Origin of the sequence: Nocardioides sp. URHA0020, from assembly GCF_000620705.1 — a bacterium.
In the GTDB taxonomy this organism is placed as follows: domain Bacteria; phylum Actinomycetota; class Actinomycetes; order Propionibacteriales; family Nocardioidaceae; genus Nocardioides.
On sequence record NZ_KK211171.1, the window covers coordinates 189,547 to 204,614 of the forward strand.

General features: G+C 72.7%; 17 protein-coding genes. 1 reads left to right on the forward strand and 16 read right to left on the reverse strand.

What is annotated here, in order from left to right; genetic code table 11:
- Position 1 precedes the first annotated feature (1 nt).
- From N542_RS0120320 to N542_RS0120385, 14 genes are all read right to left on the reverse strand, one after another.
- Positions 2-565, reverse strand: coding sequence for a hypothetical protein (locus tag N542_RS0120320; RefSeq protein ID WP_028645495.1), 564 nt, complete (start codon positions 563-565; stop codon positions 2-4).
- Positions 562-1,626, reverse strand: coding sequence for a cellulose binding domain-containing protein (locus tag N542_RS0120325; protein WP_081795402.1), 1,065 nt, complete (start codon positions 1,624-1,626; stop codon positions 562-564). The genes N542_RS0120320 and N542_RS0120325 overlap by 4 nt, the downstream gene beginning before the upstream one ends.
- Complete coding sequence (locus tag N542_RS26850; protein WP_051552154.1) at positions 1,623-2,222, reverse strand: signal peptidase I; 600 nt, start codon at positions 2,220-2,222, stop codon at positions 1,623-1,625. Before N542_RS26850 ends, N542_RS0120325 begins: the two co-directional genes overlap by 4 nt.
- Complete coding sequence (locus N542_RS0120335; protein ID WP_028645497.1) at positions 2,219-2,794, reverse strand: hypothetical protein; 576 nt, start codon at positions 2,792-2,794, stop codon at positions 2,219-2,221. The genes N542_RS26850 and N542_RS0120335 overlap by 4 nt, the downstream gene beginning before the upstream one ends.
- Before the next feature lie 10 nt (positions 2,795-2,804).
- Entirely contained in the window at positions 2,805-3,392 is a 588-nt protein-coding gene (locus N542_RS0120340) for a hypothetical protein (RefSeq protein WP_155993255.1), read from the reverse strand.
- A 138-nt stretch (positions 3,393-3,530) separates the two neighbouring features.
- Positions 3,531-5,513 (reverse strand): TIGR03960 family B12-binding radical SAM protein, encoded by a 1,983-nt coding sequence (locus N542_RS0120345; RefSeq protein WP_028645499.1) that lies wholly within the window; start codon positions 5,511-5,513, stop codon positions 3,531-3,533.
- Between the two features lie 77 nt (positions 5,514-5,590).
- Positions 5,591-5,749, reverse strand: coding sequence for a hypothetical protein (locus tag N542_RS27675; RefSeq protein WP_155993257.1), 159 nt, complete (start codon positions 5,747-5,749; stop codon positions 5,591-5,593).
- Between the two features lie 25 nt (positions 5,750-5,774).
- On the reverse strand, positions 5,775-7,418 hold the full coding sequence (locus tag N542_RS0120355) for an MDR family MFS transporter (RefSeq protein WP_028645500.1): 1,644 nt from the start codon (positions 7,416-7,418) through the stop codon (positions 5,775-5,777).
- A gap of 12 nt (positions 7,419-7,430) precedes the next feature.
- Complete coding sequence (locus N542_RS0120360) at positions 7,431-8,036, reverse strand: GTP cyclohydrolase II (protein ID WP_028645501.1); 606 nt, start codon at positions 8,034-8,036, stop codon at positions 7,431-7,433.
- Positions 8,033-8,728 carry a RibD family protein gene (locus tag N542_RS0120365; RefSeq protein ID WP_028645502.1) on the reverse strand — a complete coding sequence of 232 codons (696 nt, stop codon included), beginning with the start codon at positions 8,726-8,728 and terminating at the stop codon, positions 8,033-8,035. Before N542_RS0120365 ends, N542_RS0120360 begins: the two co-directional genes overlap by 4 nt.
- The gene (locus N542_RS0120370; RefSeq protein ID WP_231482786.1) at positions 8,721-9,476 is read right to left on the reverse strand and encodes a lysylphosphatidylglycerol synthase domain-containing protein; all 756 of its coding nucleotides are present in this window, start codon (positions 9,474-9,476) and stop codon (positions 8,721-8,723) included. Before N542_RS0120370 ends, N542_RS0120365 begins: the two co-directional genes overlap by 8 nt.
- On the reverse strand, positions 9,473-10,405 hold the full coding sequence (locus N542_RS0120375) for a glycosyltransferase family 4 protein (protein WP_028645504.1): 933 nt from the start codon (positions 10,403-10,405) through the stop codon (positions 9,473-9,475). The genes N542_RS0120370 and N542_RS0120375 overlap by 4 nt, the downstream gene beginning before the upstream one ends.
- Positions 10,402-10,785, reverse strand: a complete 384-nt coding sequence (locus tag N542_RS0120380) for a 6-pyruvoyl trahydropterin synthase family protein (protein WP_028645505.1) — start codon at positions 10,783-10,785, stop codon at positions 10,402-10,404. Before N542_RS0120380 ends, N542_RS0120375 begins: the two co-directional genes overlap by 4 nt.
- A complete protein-coding gene (locus N542_RS0120385; RefSeq protein ID WP_051552156.1) occupies positions 10,786-11,808 on the reverse strand; it encodes a zinc-dependent alcohol dehydrogenase in 1,023 nt (340 codons plus the stop codon).
- Between the two features lie 20 nt (positions 11,809-11,828).
- Here N542_RS0120385 and N542_RS0120390 point away from each other — a divergent pair, with 20 nt between their 5' ends.
- Positions 11,829-13,868: a CDP-alcohol phosphatidyltransferase family protein gene (locus N542_RS0120390; RefSeq protein WP_231482788.1), complete on the forward strand. Its 2,040-nt coding sequence runs from the start codon at positions 11,829-11,831 to the stop codon at positions 13,866-13,868.
- On the opposite strand, the gene N542_RS0120395 is transcribed toward N542_RS0120390, so the two are convergent.
- Both N542_RS0120395 and N542_RS0120400 read right to left on the reverse strand, forming a co-directional pair.
- Complete coding sequence (locus N542_RS0120395) at positions 13,858-14,547, reverse strand: anti-sigma factor family protein (RefSeq protein ID WP_028645508.1); 690 nt, start codon at positions 14,545-14,547, stop codon at positions 13,858-13,860. The two genes, N542_RS0120390 and N542_RS0120395, sit on opposite strands and share 11 nt — an antisense overlap.
- The gene (locus N542_RS0120400; protein WP_028645509.1) at positions 14,544-15,056 is read right to left on the reverse strand and encodes a sigma-70 family RNA polymerase sigma factor; all 513 of its coding nucleotides are present in this window, start codon (positions 15,054-15,056) and stop codon (positions 14,544-14,546) included. The genes N542_RS0120395 and N542_RS0120400 overlap by 4 nt, the downstream gene beginning before the upstream one ends.
- Positions 15,057-15,068: the final 12 nt, after the last annotated feature.

The following is a 15,068-nucleotide window of genomic DNA, read 5'->3' on the forward strand; positions in this document are numbered from 1 at the left end:
CTCAGTGGGACTGGGTCGCGTCCCACGCGAAGGTCAGTGACGCCGTCGAGCCCTGGTAGCTGTTGCCGGCCGAGCCGGGCAGGGCGACGGTGATGTCGTAGGTGCGCTTCTCGTCGGGCTTCCAGGTGCCGAGCCGGACCGAGTCGAAGTCGGCGAGCGCCCCGGTGTAGACGACCGCGCCCCCCGGCGACTCGACGACTCGCAGGGTGAGCACCTCGGACAACGTGCCGCCGCCCGGTCCGGGCCGGTCCTCGAGGGCCTCGCCGGAGAGGGTGAAGTCCCCCGAGGCGTCGCCGGCGTTGGTGATCGAGGCCGATCCGGTGGTCGACTGACCGGGCACCAGGTCCTTGCCCGTCAGGATCGCCTCGTCGTCCGCGGTGCTGACCTGGGTCATGCTGCCCGAGGTGAGCAGGTTCGACGGGTTGGCCGACGACGAGGTGAACACGCCGTAGGTGTAGCTGACCGCCACGGCGACCGCGAGGAGCAGCAGCACCAGGGCCAGGAGCCACACGCTGAGGTGGCGCACCAGCCACCGGAGGCGCTCGGCCGCACCGGGGTCGCTCATGGCTCCGTCCCCCAGATCAGCGTGCCGTTCAGGTACGCCGTGACGCGCGGCGTGACGGCGTACTCGGTGTTGGATCCGTGGCTGTGGTCGTCGGTCTCGTCGAAGTCCGAGAAGTCGGACTTGTTGAACCTGAGCTGGATCACGCCGGATGTCCCGCCGACCTCGACCGTGCCGCCAGTGAAGCCCGCCTGGAGATAGCTGTCGGCCCCTGGCCGCGCCGGGCTGACGGCTGCGAACGAGGTCGTCACCTTCGAGCACCCGAGCTGCGCGTAGTCGCAGAAGCCCTGGAAGGTCCCGTCGCCCGAGTCCTTGGTGAACCAGTAGCGCAGCGTCACGTCGGCGAGCGCGAGGTCGGTGGTGCCGGTGTTGTGGAGGCGCAGCCCCGGCTTGATCTGGGCGTCGTGGTCGTTGCCGTCGAGGTTGGCGTAGGCCACCTCCAGCGAGGTGGTCACCGGGGCCACCGCGGGCTCGGTGCCCCAGACCAGGGTGTCGCCGACGTACACGGTGACGGTCGGGTTGTCCGTGAAGCTCCCCCGGTCCAGGAAGCTGTAGTGGCTGGACTGGACGAAGGTGCCGCCGCTCTGGTCGCGGAACGCGAGCTGGTCGAGCGTGGCCGCCGCTCCGGCGGCGAGGCTCCCGTCGTCGAAGGACACCTGGAGGTAGCGGTCCGCGTCGACCCGGACGGGGCGGACGGTCTTGATCGCCAGGCTCAGCCGGTCGCAGCCGAAGGCGGCGAAGTAGCAGTCGGGGACGATGCTGTCGCCGCCGCCGTCGTTGGCGAACCAGTAGCGAATCCGCACCGTCGACAGGTCGACGGCAGCCGTGCCGGTGTTGCGGAGGTTGATGCCGAGCTGGACCTGCGAGCCGCTGGCCCCGCCGTCGTTCGTCCGCGACTGTGCCGTGAGGGTCGGTTCCCCGGTCGGATCTGGGTCCGGGAACGGCGAGACCGCGGTGAAGGTCTGCGGGTTGCTCGCCCCCGAGGTGAAGGCCGCCACCGCCGCGCTCGTGAGGGCGACGAGGAGCAGGACGACCGCGGTGGCGACCACGGGCGCTCGCCTCATGACGCGACCTCCTGCGACTGCTCGGCCGCCGCGCGCTCACGTTCCTCCAGGACCGCTGCCCCCGCGGTCCGCCAGAGCGCGAAGCCCAGGTAGATCGCGATCGCGAGCGCCGGGAGACCGATCAGGAGCAGCTGTACCCAGCCGTGGTTGAGCAGCATGTAGACGTAGCCGACGTACGCGATCGTGTGGACGACGCGTGCCTGGTCCGGTCCCTCGAGCACCATCGTCCACTGGTCCTCGGCGGCGTTGGCGTCGCCCCGGGTGCGGAAGGTCCGCTCGCCGTCGTCGGTGGTGCCGATCTCCACGATGCGGTGCGTGACCGGGTCGTCGATGCCGTACTCCGCCGGAGGGACGAAGGTGATGATGTCGCCGACCTCGAGCTCTCCGACCGGGACGACCTCGTCGTACACCACCGATCCGACGGAGATCGTGGGCTCCATGGAGCCCGACACGATCACGTAGCGCTGCATCCCGAGAAGGGTCGGAAGCACCAGGATCCCCGCCACCACCATCGAGGCACCGAGCAGGACCCAGCTCGCGATCCTGCCGGTGCGGCCCCAGGCGCCACGCCGGCCGCCGTGCGGGTGCCCGCTCATGCGACGGACTCCGCGCGCCAGTCAAAGGAGAAGGTCACGTCCGCGCCCTGCAGGGACGGGTCGTCCTCGTCCGCCGGCCAGCGGACGGCGATCTCGTACGAGCGGCTCTCCCCGCGCTCGAAGGTCCCGAGCGCGACGGAGGCCAGGTTGCTCAGCCTGCCGTCGTAGACGGTCCGGGTGGACGGGCTCGTCTGGGTGACGACGACCTGGAGGACGTCGGCCAGCCGCGAGCTCGCGCTCAGGTCACCGGTCCCCAGTGTGACCGCGGAGCGGTGCCCGCCGTTGGTCACGGTCTGCGTCCCGGCCTCGCTCGCACCCGGGAAGAGACCGGCGCCGTCGATCAGGGAGCCCGAGCGGGCGAGGTCGAGCTCGACCGTGGCGGCGGTGAAGGCGTTGTCGGGCGAGGTCGACCGGGACGAGAAGTAGGCGCCCGAGAAGCCGATCACGCTGACGACGACCAGCGCCATCACCCCGAAGGCGATGAGCATCGACAGCAACCACCGGTCGCGCAGCAGCGCCCCGGAGCGGCCGACGGGGTCCGGCGGCGGCCCGAGGTGCTCAGGAGTCGACACCCGGAGCCGATCAGTCGGTGCTCTGCTCGGCGTTCCAGGTCAGGTCGAGGGTCGTCGAGGCGTTCTGGTACTCGTTGCCCGCGGCGGCGTCGAAGGTGACCGTGAACGTGAAGTCGTGCTTCTCGTCGCCCGCCCAGGTGCCGAGGTCGACGGTCGACAGGTCGGCGAGCGGTCCGTTGTAGACCTCCTGCGAGCCGTCTGTGACCACCAGCGTGAGGGCGCTCGACAACGCCGGGTCGGCCGGGTCGTCGCTGAGGTTGGACGCCGTCAGGCTGAACTCGCCGTCGCTGTCACCGACGTTGGTGATCGAGACGGTTCCGTCGGCTCTGTCGCCGGGGAGCAGGTCCTCGGCGGTCAGGATCGCCCCGCCGTCCGCCGAGTTGTCCTGGGTCATGATCCCGGAGGTGGCCACGTTGCCGGGGTTGGCCGACGAGCTGGAGAAGAGGCTGAACGAGAAGGTCGCGACCACGACGGCGACCAGGATCACGACCAGCGAGATGATCAGCAGCCGCGAGTTCTTCGCCAGCCACGAGAACCGCTCGCCGGCCGTGGGCTGCGTCTCGTCGACCGTCACCGGCTCAGGGGTCGGATCCGCCACGCTGGACTCCTTCAGTCACCGAGCGTCGACCGTGAGCCCTCCGATGGCAGCCCGATCTCGCACCGTCGTCCCAACGTAGGACGGGTCCCGGGGCGCCTGCTCACCCGCTTCGGGTGATCGGGTCCTCGCTGGGGGTCGTCAGACGACGGCGAGCGGCAGCAGCTGCCGGCCCGTCGGGCCGATCTGGATCTCGGTGTTCATCTCCGGGCACACGCCGCAGTCGTAGCAGGGCGTCCAGCGGCAGTCCTCGACCTCGACGTCCGAGCTCCCGTCGGCGACCGCGAGGGCGTCCTCCCAGTCGGCCCAGAGCCAGTCCTTGTCGAGCCCCGAGTCGAGGTGGTCCCAGGGCAGCACCTCGTCGTACTCACGCTCGCGGGTGGTGTACCAGGCGACGTCGAGGCCCGTGCCGGCCAGCGCGGTCTCGGCGCTCTCGACCCAGCGGTCGTAGGAGAAGTGCTCGCTCCAGCCGTCGAAGCGGCCGCCGTCGCGCCACACCTGCTCGATGATGGCGCCGACACGACGGTCGCCGCGCGAGAGCAGTCCCTCGATGATGCCGGGCTTGCCGTCGTGGTAGCGGAAGCCGATCGCGCGGCCGTACTTCTTGTCGTCGCGCACGGTGTCGCGCAGCTTCTTCAGCCGCGAGTCCGTGGTCTCGTGGTCGAGCTGCGCGGCCCACTGGAAGGGGGTGTGCGGCTTGGGCACGAAGCCCCCGATGGACACGGTGCAGCGGATGTCGTTGCGCCCCGAGACCTCGCGGCCCTTGGCGATCACCTTGCGAGCGAGGTCGGCGACCTGGAGGACGTCCTCGTCGGTCTCGGTCGGCAGGCCGACCATGAAGTAGAGCTTCACCTGGCGCCAGCCGTGGGAGTACGCCGCGGCGACGGTCTGGATCAGGTCCTCCTCGGTGACCATCTTGTTGATCACCTTGCGCATCCGCTCGCTGCCGCCCTCGGGGGCGAAGGTCAGCCCGGAGCGCCGGCCGTTGCGGGAGAACTCGTTGGCCAGCGAGATGTTGAAGGCGTCCACGCGCGTCGACGGCAGCGACAGCGAGACGCTGGTGCCCTCGTAGCGGTCGGCCAGGCCCTTGGCGACCTCGCCGATCTCGGTGTGGTCGGCGCTCGACAGCGAGAGCAGGCCGACCTCGTCGAACCCGGACTTGCGGATGCCGTTCTCGACCATGTCCCCGATGGTCTCGATGGACCGCTCGCGCACCGGGCGGGTGATCATGCCTGCCTGGCAGAAGCGGCAGCCGCGGGTGCAGCCGCGGAAGATCTCGACCGAGAAGCGCTCGTGCACGGTCTCGGCGAGCGGCACCAGCGGCTTGGCCGGGTAGGGCCAGGCGTCGAGATCCATCAGCGTGTGCTTGCGGATCCGGAACGGGATGCCGGGACGGTTGGGCACGACGGCCTCGATGGTGCCGTCGGCGGCGTACGCCACGTCGTAGAAGCGCGGCACGTAGATGTTGCCGCTCACGGCCAGCCGGCGCAGCACCTCGTCGCGGCCGCCGGGGCGGCCCTCGCTCTTCCAGTCGCGGACCACCTCGGAGATGGCCAGGACGACCTCCTCCCCGTCACCGAGCACGGCTGCGTCGAGGAAGTCGGCGACCGGCTCGGGGTTGAACGCGGCGTGGCCGCCGGCGAGCACGATCGGGTCCTCGTCGGTGCGGTCCTTGCTGTGCAGCGGGATGCCGGCCAGGTCGAGGGCGTTGAGCATGTTGGTGTAGCCGAGCTCGGTGGAGAAGCTCAGGCCGAAGACGTCGAAGGCCCGCACCGGGCGGTGCGCGTCGACGGTGAACTGCGGGATCGGACCGGCGGCGTCGCCGGTGCGCATCACCTGCTCCATGTCGGGCCACACGGCGTAGGTGCGCTCCGCGACGATCCAGTCGCGCTCGTTGAGCACCTCGTAGAGGATCTGCACGCCCTGGTTGGGCAGGCCGACCTCGTAGGCGTCGGGGTACATCAGCGCCCAGCGGACGGTCTCGCCGCCGTCCGGCGCGCAGTCCCAGTCCTTGACGGTCGAGTTGAGCTCGCCGCCGACGTACTGGATCGGCTTCGAGACCGACGGGAGCTGGGGCTCGAGGCGGGCGAAGACCGACTCGGGTGCGCTCGCGAGCACGGGCATGGAACTGACCTCGCAGGCTGTGCTGGGGAGTGGGGAAGCCCCCAGCGTACGACGCGCAGGTGCCGCGCAGCGAACCCTCAGTCCGCGTCGGGCGCGAGCTCCTCGAGGGCCTGCCGGGCGATCGGCAGCTCCTCCTGCGCCAGGGTGATCAGGTCCTCGAGCCCACCGACGCCGTACCGGTTGGCGATGTGCTGCACGGCCTCGACGATCTCGGGCTCGTAGTCACGCTGCGTCATGGCTCCATCCAACACGACGTCTCCCTCAGGCGGGCGGCTCGCCCCCCTCGGCGCGCGCGGCCACGCTGGCCGACGTGGCGCGGAGCTCGACCGAGGGAAGCAGCAGCAGGATCAGGAACGCGAGCAGGCCGACCCCGGCGGCGAGCATGAAGACCAGGTCCATCGACTCCGCAAAGCCGACCTTGAACGGGTGGGCGAAGACCGGGTGCAGCTCCTCGACGAACGACGAGTCGTCCTGGAACCGGGCCGCGACCGCCGGGTCGAACGCGTGCCCCTCGGCCACCGTCTGCCGCCACTCCGGCGTCTGGGACTCGGCCGTGATCGCCGTCTCGATGTTGCCGCCGACCGTGCCGAAGAGCACGGAGAGGAAGATCGCGACGCCGAGCGTGCCGCCGATCTGCCGGAAGAACGTGGACGAGCTGGTGGCGACGCCGATCTCCGTGGGCGGCACCGCGTTCTGCACGATCAGCAGGATCGGCTGCAGGCAGTTGCCGAGCCCGAGTCCCAGCACCAGCATCGACAGGCTGACCCACACCAGCGCGGTGTCGGCCCCGCACCGCGACAGCAGGACGAGCCCGACGACCAGCACGGCCGAGCCCACGATCGGGAAGAGCCGGATGTGACCGGTCCTGGAGATCACCTGGCCGGCACTGATCGAGCCGGTCATCATGCCGACCACCATCGGCAGCATCAGCAGACCGGCCTCGGTCGGGCTGGCGCCGTGCACGATCTGCATGTACTGCGGGATGAGCATGATCGCGCCGAACATCGCCATGCCGACGATGACGCTCGCGGCGATCGAGACCGCGACCGCGCGGATCCGGAAGATCCGCAGCGGGATCAGCGCCGCGTCGCCCATCCGGTGCTCGGCGAGCAGGAACGCCAGGACGCCGGCCGCGCCGACGACGTACGCCGTGAGCGAGCGGGGCGAGTCCCAGCCCCAGGCCCGACCCTGCTCGGCGACGGTCAGCAGCGGCACCAGGGCGACGACGAGGAACAGCGCGCCCCACCAGTCGATGCGGACGTGGCGCGGCGTGTGATGGATGTGCAGGGTGCGGTAGACGACGAGCAGCGCGACGATGCCGATCGGGACGTTGACCAGGAAGACCCAGCGCCAGCCGTCGATGCCGAGGATGACGGCCTGCCCGGCGAAGAAGCCGCCGATGAGCGGCCCGAGGACGCTCGACGTGCCGAACATGGCCATGAAGTAGCCGGTGTAGCGGGCCCGTTCGCGGGGCGACACGATGTCACCGATGATCGCGAGCACGAGCGTGAAGAGCCCACCGGCACCCAGCCCCTGGAAGGCGCGGAACACGGCGAGCTGGGGCATCGACGTCGCGAACGAGCACAGCGCCGAGCCGGCGACGAAGACCGTGATCGCGAACATGAAGAGCTTCTTGCGGCCGTAGTTGTCGCCGAGCTTGCCGTAGATCGGGGTCGTGATCGTCGCGGTGATCAGGTACGACGTGGTCACCCACGCCTGCATCGAGAGCCCGTTGAGGTCGTCGGCGATCGTGCGGATCGACGTGCTGACGATCGTCTGGTCGAGGGCGCCCAGGAACATGCCGAGCATCAGTCCGGACAGGATCGTCAGGATCTGACGGTGGGTGTACTCCCCCGCCGCGGAGTCAGGTGCCGGCGCAACCGCCGGGCTCGCGTTGTCGGTCATCGGAAGCGCAGCCTATTGCGCGACGGAGCGGATCCGGTGTCCGTGCCTGACCTTGGCGGCGAGGTAGCGCCCGTTGCTGCCCGACAGGTGGGCCGCGGTGGGCACCAGCGCCGCCACCTCGATGCCGAGCGCCACGAGCTGCTCGGCCTTGTCGGGGTTGTTGGTGAGCAGGTCGACGCGACGCACGCCCAGCGCCTGGAGCATCTGCGCGGCGACGGTGTAGTCGCGCTCGTCCTCGCCGTACCCGAGCGCCAGGTTGGCCTCGTAGGTGTCCAGCCCCTCGTCCTGCAGGGCGTAGGCGTCGAGCTTGGCGTACAGCCCGATCCCGCGGCCCTCCTGGCGGAGGTAGAGGAGGTAGCCGCCGGCCTCGGCGATCCGCTCGACCGACTCGCGCAGCTGCGGGCCGCAGTCGCACCGGGCGCTGCCGAGCACGTCACCGGTGAGGCACTCGCTGTGCACCCGGACCAGGGGCGTACGGCGTGCCGGCGGTCCCCACCGCAGCGCGAGGTGCTCGCGGCCGTCGGCGAGCCCGTCGAAGCTGATCACGTCCGCGGTGGTCGACCACCCGTCGTGGAAGCGCATCGGGAGCTCCAGCTCGGTGCGGATCGTGGCTCTCACCCGGCCTCCTCGAAGCGCTCCGACAGCTGGTAGCGCAGCAGCACGACCTCGCCGATGCGGCGTACGTCGGCCAGGGTCGCGGGGTGCCCGGGGCGGACCGGGAACGGCCCGTCGTCGACGAAGCGACGCGCCGCGGAGTCGCCCACGAAGAACGGCGCGACGACCAGCTGCAGCTCGTCGGCGAGGCCCTCGGCGAGGAACTGGGTGTGGATCGTCCCGCCGCCCTCGACCATCAGCCGGCCGACGCCGCGCTCGTGGAGGTCCTCGCTCAGGGCGCGCATGGTCAGCCGGGCTCCGCCGTCGACGACGGTCGCGACCGCGCCCAGCCGGGAGCGGGCGGCGTCGACGTGGGCCGACGGGCTGTAGACGAGCTTCTCGGCGTCACCGGTCGTGAAGAACCGCCCGGTCGGGTCGAGGTCGGCGCGACCCGTGACGGTCACCTTCGCCGGCGACGGCTTCAGCCCGCGGGCGACCCGCTCGAGCTGTCGGTCGGGGCGACGCACCAGCAGCCGCGGGTTGTCCTTGCGCACCGTCGTGGCTCCGACCAGGATCGCGTCGCACCCGGCGCGCACCTCGTCGACCCGGTCCAGGTCGGCCTCGTTCGACAGGATCAGCCGCTCGTCCTCGGCGCTGTCGAGGTAGCCGTCGATCGACATGCCGCAGCTGAGCAGGGTGTAGGGGCGGTCAGGCACGGACCGCTCCCCTCGCCAGCAGCACGGCCCCGGGCAGGGTCGCGACCAGGGCGAGCACGCCGTAGAGGACCGCGACCGTCGCGCCCTGGGCGGCACCCAGCCCGGCCGCCGCGAACGCCCACGCCGCCATCCCCTCGCGCGGTCCCCAGCCGGCGACGTTGAGCGGGAGGGCGGCCGCGAGCAGCACGAGGAGCGCCAGCGGCACCAGCTCGGCCAGCGGGGCGTCGGTGCCGGCTGCCCGCGCCGCGACCAGGAAGACGAGCAGGTGACCGCCTGAGGACAGCAACGACGCCGCGACCACCTGCGGCCAGCGCAGCAGTGCCAGGCCCAGCCCGGTCGTCAGCAGCACCGACGCCCACGGCGCCGGACCGATGAGCAGCACGGCCCCGGCCGCGACGACCTGGACCGCCTGGCCGGACCCACGGTCGGCGACGACCGGCAGGGTGCCGTGCCGCACCGCCCGGTGGACGTCGCCGAGCACGCCGGTGGGCAGCGTCGCGTTGAGGAACTGCGAGCGGTAGTACGCCGCGACCGCGTCGCGCAGCGGGACCTCGACGCCGAGGCCGCGGGCCAGCACCCGCCAGCGCCAGGCACAGCAGACGGTGGTCACCGCCGTCAGGACGAGTGCGACGGCCAGCGCGACCGGGCCGACCGAGCGCACGGCCGCGACGAACGGCTGCGGACCGAGCCACCGGATGACGGCGCCCAGGATCAGCACGCCGCCGGCGAGCCTGGCCCAGCGGCTCACGAGGCGGCCTCCTCGAGCGCTCCCGCGACCAGTGCGGTGGTGAGGGACCAGTCGGCGAGCGCCGTACGCCGTGCTCGTGCCGCCGCCCGCAGCGCCGCCCGGTGGTCCGCGTCGGTCAGCCACCGCCGCAGCGCGTCGGTCAACGCCTCGGCATCACCGGGCGGCACCAGGACCGCGGCCCGGCGGGCCGCCTCGCGGACGCCGCCCACGTCGCTGACGATGACCGGCACCCCGTGCGCGAGCGCCTCGGTCACGACCATCCCGTAGGTCTCGGCGCGGGAGGCGAGCACCAGCAGGTCGGCCTCGGCGTACGTCGCGTCGAGCTCGCAGCGGCTCAGCGGACCGGTCAGCCGGATCGTCCCGCCCAGGCCCGCGGCGAACGTCGGCTCGACCTCCGTCGACCCGACGCCGCGGCACGACCAGGTGAGGTCGCCGAGTCCGTCCAACGCGGCCGACAGCACGTCGTACCCCTTGAGGAACGTGACCGCCCCGACGCAGAGCAGCACGCTGCCGGACGCGGAGCCGGGGGTCAGCGCCGACGGCTCGACCCCGGGCTCGGCGACGCGCACGCGCGACGGGACCAGGTCGTACCACTCCAGCAGCCGGCGCCGGGTCCACCGGCTGGTGGTCACCACTCCCGCCGCCGCCCGGAGCACGTCGCGCTCCCAGGGCACCGAGGTGCCGCGCGGCAGGTGGACCAGGACAACGAGCCGCAGCCGCGCAGCCTCGTCCCGGAGCTCGGGGGTCAGGAGGAGTCCGTCGACCAGCGTGAGCGCACCGTCCGGGACGGTCGCCGTCGCGGTGTGCTCGTGCACCGTCCAGCCGAGACCGGTGAGGCCGGAGATGACCCGCCGGTCGTAGACGTTGCCGCCGCTCGGTCGGGCCGGGTCGTCGATCCCGGCGGGCACCACGACGTGGACCACGCTCACAGCGACCTCTCGTAGCCCGCCCACGCGACGTGGGACTCGCGCAGGGTCACCTGGAGCCGTCGGGCGTCGCCGCCGAGCTCGCCGATGCGCCCGGCGATCCGGTCGGCCACCACGCGGGCGAGCACCTCGGTCGAGGTGTTCACGCCCGCGAGCTCGGGCTCGTCGTCGAGGTTGCGGTAGGTCAGCGCCCCGAGCACCTCGTGCAGCACCTCGGTGGCTCGGCCGATGTCGACGAGGATGCCGTCCGGTCCCAGCTCCGGGCCGGAGAAGGTCGCGTCCACGACGTACGTCGCCCCGTGCAGCCGCTGGGCCGGTCCGAAGACCTCGCCGCGCAGGCTGTGGGCGATCATCATGTGGTCGCGGACGGTCACCGTGAACACTCAGGGCTCCTCGGGGTAGCGGATCGTGTGGCACAGCGCCGGGAGCTCGCCGGACGCCAGGGCCGTGAGCACCGCCGGCAGGTCGGCGAAGTCGGAGTCGCCGGTCAGCAGCGCGTCGTACGCCGGGTCCGCGAGCAGCCGCAGCGCCAGGGCCAGCCGGTCGGCGCTGCTGCGCGTGTCGCGCCGGGCCGGGGCCACCCGGCCGACCTGGCTGGCGCGGATCGCGAGACGCCGGGAGTGGAACGCGCCCCCGAGGGACAGCTGGACGGGCTGGTCGCCGTACCAGCTGAGCTCGAGCACCTCCCCCTCCGGACGCACCAGCTCCAGCGCCAGTCCGAGCCCGGCGCCGGTCCCGCTGGTGTGCACCACGGCGTCGCGCTCGCGCGGCGCCGCGTCCGGGCCGGCGAAGCCGACGCCGAGCGCCGACGCGGCCGACGCCAGGCCGGGGTCGACGTCGACCAGGGTGACCTCCACGCCGGGGACCTGCACCAGCAGCCGCGCCACGGCGCAGCCGACCATGCCGGCTCCGACGACCGCGACCCGGTCGCCCACGAGGGGCGCCAGGTCCCACAGCGCGTTGACCGCGGTCTCGACGGTCCCGGCGAGCACCGCCCGGCGAGCCGGCACGTCCTCCGGGACGACGGTCACGGCCGCGGCCGGCACGACGTACGCCGTCTGGTGCGGGTGCAGGCAGAAGACGGTGCGCCCGCGCAGCGTCGCCGGGCCCTCCTCGACGACGCCGACGGAGAGGTAGCCGTACTTCACCGGCCCGGGGAAGTCGCCCTCCTGGTGCGGCGCGCGCATCGCGTCCCGCTGCTCGGGCGGCACGCCGCCGCGGTGCACGAGCAGCTCGGTCCCGCGGCTGATGCCGGAGTGCAGCGTGCGCACCCGGACCTCACCCGGCCCGGGTGGCGGCAGCGGCTCCGGGCGCAGCTCGCCGTGGCCGGGGCGGCGCAGCCAGTACGCCGTGGCCGTCCGGGTGTCGGTGAACCGCTCGGGTGCGGTCGCCGTATGGCTGGTCACACCCCACACACGGAGGCACGGTGCTCAAGGTTCAGCACCCGGCGAACGTCATCACGTCCGTGCGGGCCGTCCTGGCCGTCACGGTCGCCGTCATCGGCCCGACGGGCCCCGGCCTGGTGCTGGTCGTGGTCGCGCTGTCGCTGGACTGGGTGGACGGGCAGGTGGCTCGCCGGACGGGCACCGCCAGCGCGTTCGGCGCCCGCTTCGACATGGAGACCGACGCCTTTCTGATCCTGGTGCTCAGCGCGTACGCCGCGGCGTCGTACGGCTGGTGGGTGCTGCTGATCGGCGCTGCCCGCTACCTGCTCTGGCTCGCCGAGCGGGTCTGGGCGTGGCTGCGTCGTCCCGTCCCGCCGCGCTACTGGCGCAAGGTCGTCGCTGCGGTCCAGGGCATCGTGCTGACGGTGTCGGTCTCGGGACTGCTGCCGGCTGCGGCGGACCAGGCCCTGCTGCTCGTGGCGTCCGCGCTGCTGGCCGAGTCGTTCGGGCGTGACGTCTGGTGGCTGTGGTCGACCCGCTCGCACCACGTGCCCTACCCCGTGGGCGGCGGTGCCACCCTGCTCGCTCTCGGCGCGGTCTGGGTCGCCCTGGTGCTGCCGCACGAGCCCGGCGACCTGGTGCGGCTGCCCGTGGAGGCCCTGCTGCTCGTCGCCGTCGCCCTGCTGCCGTGGCGGCGTGCCCGAGCGGCGGCCGCCGCGGTGCTCGGCGTCGGGCTCGCCGCGATCGTGGTCGTCGAGGCCTTCGACACCGGGTTCCGCACCTTCCTCGACCGCTCCTTCGATCCCCTCACCGACTGGGCCTACCTCGGTCCGGGCGTCGGCGTGCTCGGCGACTCGATCGGCGTCACGGCCGCGCGCGCCACCGCCGGCCTGGTCGTCCTCACCGTCGTCGCCCTCCTGGTCCTGCTGCCGCTGGCGACCGTGCGGGTGGCCCGGACGATCGCTCCGCACCGGCGCCCGGCCCTCGCAGCCGCACTCGTGCTCGCGCTCGCCCCGCTGGCACAGGTCGGCTCCACGAGCGGCGCCGAGGTCGCGTACGACGAGGTGCGCCAGGTGCGCGCCGACCTCGCCGACCGGCGCACCTTCGCGGCCGACATCGCGACGGACCCGTACGCCGACCAGCCAGCCCACGAGCTGCTCCGAGGGCTGCGTGGCAAGGACGTGCTGATCGTCTTCGTCGAGTCGTACGGCCGGGTGGCGCTGAAGGGCACGTCGTACGCGCCGGGGGTCGAGGCCGTGGTGGACGACGGCACCCGCCGCCTCGACGCCGCCGGCTGGTCGAGCCGCAGCGCCTTCCTGACCTCGCCGACCTTCGGCGCCGGGAGCTGGCTGGCGCACTCCTCGATCCAGTCCGGGCTGTGGGTCGACAGCCAGCGGCGCTACGACCAGCTGCTCGGCGCGGACCGGCTCACCCTCACGTCGGCGTTCTCCGACGCGGGGTGGCGCACGGTCTTCGACGTGCCCGCCGACACGAGGGACTGGCCCGAGGGTCGGCGGTTCTACGGCTTCGACCAGGGCTACGACTCCCGCAACGTCGGCTACCGCGGCCCCGAGTTCGGCTACGCCCTCGTGCCGGACCAGTACACGCTGGCGCGCTTCCAGCAGCTCGAGCTCGACCCTCGCGCCCGTCCCCCGGTGATGGCCGAGATCGACCTCGTCTCCAGCCACCACCCGTGGGCGCCCCCGCCCGCGCCGGTGCCGTGGGACCGGGTCGGGGACGGCGCGGCGCTCGCAGCGCCCCCGGCGCACGACGACCCCGACATCCCCACCCTCTACGGCCGGTCGGTCGAGTACACGATGTCCACCCTGGTCTCCTGGCTGGAGTCGAGCCCCGATCCGGACCTGGTGCTGCTCGTGCTCGGCGACCACCAGCCGCACACCTACGTCACCGGCCCGCGCCCCGGCCACGACGTCCCGGTCTCGGTGATCGCGCGGGACCCGGAGGTGATCCGCCGGATCGCGGGCTGGGGCTGGCAGCCCGGGCTGCACCCGGCCCCGGATGCCCCGGTGTGGCGGATGGACGCCGTGCGCGACCGGTTCCTGGAGGCCTTCAGCCGGTGAGCTCGAGGACCGGTCGTCCCGAGGCGGTGCGGACCTCCACCGACGCGATCTGGTCGGCATCGACGGCGGTCGCGCCGGTGAGGTGCATGGTCCGACCCGGCAGCGCCTTCCAGGTCGCCACCTGCTCGATCGCGCCGTCCCGGGTGCGCACCACGAGCGAGTACGTCGGACCTGCGGCGTCGCCGTAGGCACCGCTCGGCTCGTCGTAGCTGCAGGTCAGGTCGACCCGGGTGCCCCACGCCACCGAGGTCAGGGCGACGCTGGCGTCCACCCGGTCCTGGTCGAGCGGCGTCATGGTCTGAGCCGTCGCGGTCGGCGGCGGCTCGTCCTCGGTCGTCACCGCCACGACGGTCGCCCCGGCGGCGCCGATCTCGACCACGGCAGCCGCTGCGGCCAGACCGACGGTCCAGTGGCGACGCCGCTGCGCGCGCCGTACGCCCTCGAGCAGGCCCGGCAGCAGGGTCCCCGGCACCGGCTCGGGCTCGGGCGCCGACTCGACCTCGTCGAGCGGCAGCCGGCCGAGGAGGCCCGGCAGCCCGGCGAGCCGGCGCACGCTCTCCGCGCACGCGGCGCAGGTGGCGAGGTGCCGCTCGAACGCCAGCCGGTCCGGGGGCGACAGCGCCCCGAGGACGTACGCCGCGTCGTCGTGCGCGAACGCGCAGCCGTGCGTGTCCGTCATGCCACCACCCCCATCTCCTCCAGTGCCAGGCGCAGCGCCCGCAGCGCGTAGTGCGTCCTGGACTTCACGGTGCCGACCGGGACGCCGAGCCGCTCCGCGGCCTCGGCGACGGGGAGGCCCCGGTAGTAGCACTCGACGAGCACGGCGCGGTGCTCGGCGGAGAGCCGGGTGAGCGCGTCGGCGACCACCCACGACAACAGCACCTGGTCGGTGCGGTCGGCCTCCCCCGCACCGTCCGGCACGTCGCCGACCGAGACCTCGCTCTGCGAGCGCTTGGTGCGCCAGTCGTCGATCACGATGTTGCGCGCCACGGTGAACAGCCACGACCGCACCGAGCCCTGCGACTCGTCGAGCGACGGCAGCCGCCGCCAGGCCCGCAGCAGCGTCTCCTGGACGACGTCCTCCGCGCGGGCGCGGTCGTTGCCGGTCAGGCGCAGGCAGTAGCCCCACAGGGCGCCAGCGTGCTCGTCGTGCAGCTGGCGCATCAGCGCCACCGGGCTCTCCCCCATCGTGTGACCTCC

Coding starts and splice junctions, on each gene's coding strand:
- N542_RS0120395 (WP_028645508.1), bottom strand. CDS start 14,547: ATGACGGACACGCACGGCTGCGCGTTCGCGCACGACGACGCGGCGTAC.
- N542_RS27675 (WP_155993257.1), bottom strand. CDS start 5,749: ATGACGCAGCGTGACTACGAGCCCGAGATCGTCGAGGCCGTGCAGCAC.
- N542_RS0120355 (WP_028645500.1), bottom strand. CDS start 7,418: ATGACCGACAACGCGAGCCCGGCGGTTGCGCCGGCACCTGACTCCGCG.
- N542_RS26850 (WP_051552154.1), bottom strand. CDS start 2,222: ATGAGCGGGCACCCGCACGGCGGCCGGCGTGGCGCCTGGGGCCGCACC.
- N542_RS0120320 (WP_028645495.1), bottom strand. CDS start 565: ATGAGCGACCCCGGTGCGGCCGAGCGCCTCCGGTGGCTGGTGCGCCAC.
- N542_RS0120345 (WP_028645499.1), bottom strand. CDS start 5,513: ATGCCCGTGCTCGCGAGCGCACCCGAGTCGGTCTTCGCCCGCCTCGAG.
- N542_RS0120325 (WP_081795402.1), bottom strand. CDS start 1,626: ATGAGGCGAGCGCCCGTGGTCGCCACCGCGGTCGTCCTGCTCCTCGTC.
- N542_RS0120400 (WP_028645509.1), bottom strand. CDS start 15,056: ATGGGGGAGAGCCCGGTGGCGCTGATGCGCCAGCTGCACGACGAGCAC.